This window comes from Mesorhizobium sp. M5C.F.Ca.IN.020.32.2.1 (genome assembly GCF_004023105.1).
Taxonomy (GTDB): Bacteria; Pseudomonadota; Alphaproteobacteria; order Rhizobiales; family Rhizobiaceae; genus Mesorhizobium; species Mesorhizobium wenxiniae.
On the sequence record NZ_RZSX01000345.1, the window covers coordinates 1 to 6,269 of the forward strand.

Below are 6,269 nucleotides of genomic sequence, written 5' to 3' on the forward strand. Positions count from 1 at the left end.
CAGCGCCAGGGACGCTGCGGCACTTTTGATTTTGCGCATGATCCCCGGCGAAATCGATTCCGATTCTCCGGGTCATGCGCTAGCCTTGCCCGCAGTGTATTCCGACGGTTGTCGGTAGAACCGAAGCCGCGTTATAAATCCCGCAAGGGTGTTGCTGATGTTGGGACGGATCCTGCCTTTTTTTCTGTGCCCGATGCTGCTGTTGGGGAGCGGCTGCTCGCGCAGCTACGACGGCACCGTCGTCATTCCAAGGCCACTCGATGTCCGGCGGTTCTGGGATAGGCCGCCGCAGCAGGCGCAAGCCGAACAGCCGCAGTTGCTGCAGACCAATGTCTTTCCTGTGGCGCCCGAAACGCCGGAAAGAGCGGCGGCCCGCAGAACCAGCACCCCCGTGGCGCGGAGGAGGCAAATCACCAGGATTTCCAAAGATCCGACGCCGTCATCCGAGCCGGCAAAACCGCTCACCTGCAGGAACGTAAGTCAACCCGGAAAACGGGTCCGCATGGTTTGCGAATAGCCAGCCGGCATTCAAACGGTGGCAGCTAAAAAGATGCGCCCTAAACACGTACTGCGCACCTGACGCAGCGGTTCGGTCACACGCGCACGCGATCGCCGAAAGCATGTGCTGACCGGTGGGTTTCGGGTTGCGCGATCGGCGTTACCGCCGCCACGTTGAAACCTTATCCCGCCCTCGACGTTAACGGCTATTGCAGCGCCGCGCGTACCTTTGGACGCACAAAACACGTTGTAGCGTTTTGATTTGGCTCATGGTCCTGAACCGAAGGCAAGCGGGGCAGAGATTGATCCCGATTCTTTCTGGTGATGCGCTGGATGGTCAAAGGAGACGGCATACATGTCGATTCACTTCACGGTCTCGGACCTGACCAGAAATCTGTTTCACTCGCCCAGAAATCTGTTTCACTCGCTGAGACTTGACCATGAGCGCGCGCCGAGACCTCTCAGCCCTGAGCAAAGTCTTTTGCTGGAATGCTACCTGGCCGGCGAGATTCCGGAATCGGCCTGGAGCGACTACGTCTTCGAGGCGCCGGAGTTGGCGCGCCATGTCAATGCGAGACGCGGGCAACACTGATATCTCGTGGACTGGGATTCGGGTCCGATCGCTTGAGATGCCGCCACCCCGATGTTTGAAGGCTTGACACCCGACGACAAGTCAGGCCGCAGTTTCCCGGGGACAATAGCCGTTGAAACAAAAAGGCCGGCACATAGCCGACCTTTCCTTCCACCTCGACTGCGCCAGTACATCCGTGGTCGCGAGTTGGAGGTGAATTGCCGATCAGTAGATAGGGATTTGGTTAACGAATCCTTAACCGACGGAAGCTGCTCATCGACGCGTCATGGTCAATCTGATCTGCGTTTTCGTGATGAGTGCGGAAAGTCGTCTTTAAATGCGGCACATATTATTAATCGTTGTGAACCAATGTGTTAGCGTGTGAAGCATGCCTAAGTAACTATCGTATTCTGGAAGTCAATTTATGGCCGTACTTGGCGCCCTCCCTCCCGACGTTCTCTGTCGACCAATTCGCCAAGCTGATTGGGAAGGAGTGGTCGACTGCCTGTGCCGGGGCTTTCCGGAGCGTGACCGGAGTTACTGGATTCAGGCGCTGACACGTTTGTCGCAACGGCCTGCCGTCGCCGACTTCCCACAATACGGCCTGGCTTTGGAGAAGGCTGATCGGATCGTCGGCGTTGTGCTGACCCTGTATACCCTTTATCCGGGGCAGGAAGGCGACGAAGTCCGCTGTAACCTTTCAAGCTGGTCCGTCGACGCGGAATTTCGTCCCTATGGCGCCAAATTGGTTACGACGCTTCTCAAGCGCAGGGACGTGACCTACACGAATATTTCGCCGGCGCCCGCAACGTTAAAAGCCAACTGGGCGCTCGGCTTTCGCCCCTTCTCCACCGGACAATTTGCCTTCTTGCCGGCTTTTAGTTCGGCGCAGCGGTCATGTCGCGTGCTTGAAGCTCGTCCCGATCTTGCCGAAATGGCGATGCTGCCGGACAGTGAGAGATACATACTCTCGGAACACGCCGCGCTGGGCTGCCTTTCATTGATTTGCATTTGCGACGGAGCAGCGTTTCCTTTCGTATTAATGCCGCGCCGGATATTGCGCGGTCTTATCCCATCCTATCAGGTCATCTATTGCCGCTCCCTCGCAGATTTGAGCCGGTGCGCCGGTGCTGTGGGACGCTTTCTCTTGCGAAGCGGCTTCCTGCTGTGCGTCGTCGACGCCAAGGAGCCGATTGCAGGCCTGTTCGGGTGGTACCGCCCCAACAGGGGGCTGAAATACTTCAAGGGTCCCAGACCACCCTCGCTCGGAGATCTGACGTTTACCGAGCTTGTGATGTTCGGTCCCTGAACGCCAAGCGCAACGCCGCCCCGATTTGCAGCAATGCCGATGCCTCTGGCCTATCTATCCGGCGGCCGGGCGGTGTCTCGGCCTATGACTGCAGCCCTGTCGCCTGAGGGGCAAGCTCGATGCGCTCAACGCAGTCAGCCAAGACGCCTCACGCCTCGGCCTGCGACTTCACATAGGCGATATAGCCGCGCACGTCGGCGGCCGGCTCGGCATAGGCTTTGCCGAGCTTCTTCTCGATCGCCGCCATGTACTCCTTCGCCCATTGCGGCAGCGCATAATCGATGACGGCCAGGAATTCGAGCGTCGCGGCCAGGCGAATGTCGGCGATCGACGGATTCTTGCCGCCGATGAACGGCTTGCCGTTCCTGAAGAAGCTGTGAAAGACCTCCAGCGGCTCGGCTATCGCGGCTATAGCGGCCTTCTGGGCTTCCGACTTCTTGTCGGGATGAGCGTCGCTGTGGCCGACCTCGCCGGCATATTGTGGGAAGTTCAGCGCAGGATAGGTGGCGCGCGCCACATAGGGGTAGAGCGTGCCGATCAGGTAGAACATGGCGCTGTCGATCATTGCCCGCTTGGCCGGCGCCTTGGGATATAATTTCTCCAGCCCATGCTTGTTGGCGAGATACTGCATGATGGCGCAGCTTTCCCACAGGACGCCTCTCGGCAAGCCCTTGTCCTCGATCATCGGCGTCAGATGCGCCGGGTTTCGCGCCATGTACTCAGGCGAGCGTGTGTGGCCCCATACGTCGGTCTCGGAATGGTCGAGCCCGGCCGCGCGCGCAAACACCCGAACGCTCATATTGTTGACGCTCGGCTTCAGCATGCTGAGCGTCAGCCCGGCTTTTTTCGCTGATTTCGCTTTGGCCTTGGCCGCGGGCTTCGCGGATGCCTTGCCTGCAGGTTTTGCGGCGGCTTTCGTTGCCGACCCGGCGGAAGCTTTCGGCGCCTTGGCCGCAGGCTTTGTCGCCTTGGCAGCTGGTTTTGTGGCGGCCTTGACAGCCGGCTTCTTCGCACTCTTCGTTGTCGTCTTTGCCATTATGGTCCTCCCTCGGGTTGCTGTCGTCAGTATGGATTTTTCGGCGCGCGGTCCTCCGACAAGGTGGCGCGGGAGCGCTCGACAAGCGCCTGGATCGCGTCGGCGAGGTGCACTTCGGCGATTGCGTAGTCGCCGCGCGCGACGCGAATCTTGTGCGCCTGCATCAGCACGTCGGCATGGGTGAAGCCCGCCGGCGGCTCGAAACGGTAGGAGGCGAGTTCGATCAGCAGGCCGAGCGGATCCTCGAAATAGATCGAATCCATAAAACCGCGATCCTTGACGCCGCTGTGCTTGATGGCGCGCTCGTCGAGCCGGGCAACCGCCTGCAGGAAGGTGACGCGCGACACCGCAAACGCGATGTGATGGACGCAGCCCGTATCGGTCGGCGTGCGCCGCTTCACTAGCGTGCGGCTCTCATCGGTGAAGATAGTGATCAGCCGGCCGTCACCCGGATCGAAATAGAGGTGGCTTTCGCTGGCCTTGTCGAGATTGGGCTGCTCGAAGATGAAAGGCATGCCAAGCACGCCTTCCCAGAAATCGATCGAAGTCTGGCGCCCGGCGCCGACCAGCGTGATGTGATGGACACCCTGCGACTGCAGTTTCTGCATTTGGCCCTCTCTCCCTGCGCTCTTCTCTTCCCGACGAGCTTGGATCTATTCGCTGCGCGACAAATTCATCTCCGGCCGCGTTCTGCACCTTTGGCCCCTATTTACATGACGCGATGCTAATTCAATTGAGGGGGCCGCGCCAGAAGCGGTGACTGCGGCCGTGACCGACGGCGATGCCAGGTACGCAAACGTTTTGAGATCCTTGGTACGCCCAAGGGGAATCGAACCCCTGTTCCCGCCGTGAGAGGGCGGTGTCCTGACCGCTAGACGATGGGCGCGTTCAAGAACCGGCGATATAGGCTGACGGCTGGGAAAAAGCAACTGGGCTTCGGACAGTCGATGATGCTGGAAAAATATCCGTTGCAATCCTATCGTTTTGGCTCGATCAGGTCCCAGAGATTTCCATGGAGATCGGCGAAAACCGCCACCGTGCCGTAGGCCTCGTGGCGAGGTGCCTCACGGAATTCGACGCCCTTTTCGAGCATTGCCGTGTGGTCGCGGACAAAATCGTCGGTTTCGAGAAACAAAAAGACGCGGCCGCCGGTCTGGTTGCCGATACTATCCCTTTGCGCATCATCGGCCGCTTCGGCCAGCAGCAGCCGCGCGCCTTGTCCATTGGCCGGCGCCACCGTGACCCAGCGCTTGCCGCCGCCAAGATCCACGTCTTCGATGAGCAAAAAGCCCAGCTTGCCGACGTACCAGGAGATCGCCTCGTCGTAATTTGCGACGACAAGCGCGACGGTGGCCACACGGCGATGTTCGGCGAATCCAGTCATTTGTTACGGATCGAAAAGCGACCGACAATGCGGCGCTCAGTGATGTCGTAGACAAAGATGGCGCGGCTGCCGTCGGCAAGTTCCGCATCGATGGAGACGCGGTTGCCGGAGAGCGACTGGCTGATGAGCTTGGCGCCGACCGGCAGCACGACGTCGCCGGTCAGCGGCTCGCCGGCCGGCACCTGGATGTCGCCGGCAAGGGGTGGGGCTGCAGGTGGCGCGGTGCGCGTTTTGTAGACAAGGGCCGCGATCACCACCATAAGGGCGAGAAACAGCAGGCCAAGATTGATGGCGACGAAGCGGACGAGCTTCTTGCGCACCTTTTCAACCTCGGGGTCGAGCGGCTTTTCCTCGTCTTCGTCGGCAGCAGCCATGGCAAAACATCCCGGAGCGATTTCGATGAGCGCTCATAACGAAGAGGCCCCCATATTGATAGAGGATGGATTGATAGGGAATGGATTGATGGAGGGCGGATCACCAGACGGTAGATCGCCAAACGGGGGATCGATCGTGCTGGAAGCGGGTCCCGATGCGGCCGGCCAGCGCCTCGACCGGTGGCTGGCGGGCAAGCTCGGCCCGGACATGTCGCGCAGCCGGGTGCAGATGCTGATCAGACACGGCGCCGTCAAGGTCGGCGGCCAGCCGGTCAACGAGACCAAACGCAAGATGGCGGCCGGTGACCGCGTATCGGTCGATATGCCGGAGCCGGAGCCGGCGGAGCCGCAAGGCGAGAACATCGCGCTCGACGTCCTCTATGAAGACAATGAATTGATCGTCATCAACAAGCCGCCTGGGCTTGTCGTCCATCCCGGCGCCGGCAACTGGACCGGCACGCTGGTCAACGCGTTGATCCACCATTGCGGCGATAGTCTTTCCGGCATCGGCGGTGTGCGGCGGCCGGGCATCGTCCATCGCCTGGACAAGGAGACCAGTGGCGTCATGGTCGTCGCCAAGACCGATCGCGCCCACAAGTCATTGTCGGAGGCCTTTGCCGATCATGGCCTGACCGGCGATCTCAAACGCGCCTACCTGGCGCTGGTCTGGGGCATACCGATGAGACCGACAGGCACGGTGGACGAGCCGCTCGGCCGCGCCGTTGACCGCGTGCGCCGCGCCGTGGTGCCGGAGGGCCGCGACGATGCCCGCCACGCCGTCACCCATTTCACCGTGATCGAGCGCTTTGGCGAGCAGCAAAAGCAATTTGCCTCGGCAAGTCTGGTCGAATGCCGGCTCGAGACAGGCCGCACCCATCAGATCCGTGTCCATATGGCCCATATCGGCCATCCGGTCGTCGGCGACCCCGATTACGGCCAGGCCTTTCGTACCAAGGCGAACCGGCTGCCCGAGCCGCTGAAGGGCCGGGTGAAGGCATTTCCGCGACAGGCGTTGCATGCCCGCCTCCTTGAATTTCGGCATCCGACGACCCATTTAACGATGAGGTTCGAGGCGCCTGTACCGAGGGATATGGAGG

Annotated in this window: 7 protein-coding genes and 1 tRNA gene; 3 read left to right on the forward strand and 5 right to left on the reverse strand. The window is 60.6% G+C overall.

Annotated features, from left to right (window positions below; all coding sequences use genetic code 11):
- Window positions 1-853: 853 nt before the first annotated feature.
- Window positions 854-1,090, forward strand: coding sequence for a hypothetical protein (locus EOA86_RS18075; protein ID WP_128342907.1), 237 nt, complete (start codon window positions 854-856; stop codon window positions 1,088-1,090).
- 403 nt (window positions 1,091-1,493) lie between these two features.
- Entirely contained in the window at window positions 1,494-2,378 is an 885-nt protein-coding gene (locus EOA86_RS18080; RefSeq protein WP_245485604.1) for a hypothetical protein, read from the forward strand.
- A gap of 148 nt (window positions 2,379-2,526) precedes the next feature.
- On the opposite strand, the gene EOA86_RS18085 is transcribed toward EOA86_RS18080, so the two are convergent.
- The 5 genes from EOA86_RS18085 to EOA86_RS18105 form a co-directional block, all read right to left on the reverse strand.
- Window positions 2,527-3,414, reverse strand: coding sequence for a glutathione S-transferase family protein (locus EOA86_RS18085; protein WP_128342910.1), 888 nt, complete (start codon window positions 3,412-3,414; stop codon window positions 2,527-2,529).
- Window positions 3,415-3,440: 26 nt separating this feature from the next.
- Complete coding sequence (locus tag EOA86_RS18090) at window positions 3,441-4,022, reverse strand: VOC family protein (RefSeq protein ID WP_128342912.1); 582 nt, start codon at window positions 4,020-4,022, stop codon at window positions 3,441-3,443.
- A gap of 203 nt (window positions 4,023-4,225) precedes the next feature.
- A tRNA-Glu gene (locus EOA86_RS18095) sits at window positions 4,226-4,300 on the reverse strand.
- Window positions 4,301-4,390: 90 nt separating this feature from the next.
- On the reverse strand, window positions 4,391-4,798 hold the full coding sequence (locus EOA86_RS18100; RefSeq protein WP_128342914.1) for a VOC family protein: 408 nt from the start codon (window positions 4,796-4,798) through the stop codon (window positions 4,391-4,393).
- Window positions 4,795-5,172 (reverse strand): fimbrial protein, encoded by a 378-nt coding sequence (locus EOA86_RS18105; protein WP_128342916.1) that lies wholly within the window; start codon window positions 5,170-5,172, stop codon window positions 4,795-4,797. Before EOA86_RS18105 ends, EOA86_RS18100 begins: the two co-directional genes overlap by 4 nt.
- Window positions 5,173-5,197: 25 nt before the next feature.
- Here EOA86_RS18105 and EOA86_RS18110 point away from each other — a divergent pair.
- Window positions 5,198-6,269 (forward strand): RluA family pseudouridine synthase (locus tag EOA86_RS18110; RefSeq protein WP_164891810.1); only part of this gene is annotated, 1,072 nt, incomplete at its 3' end.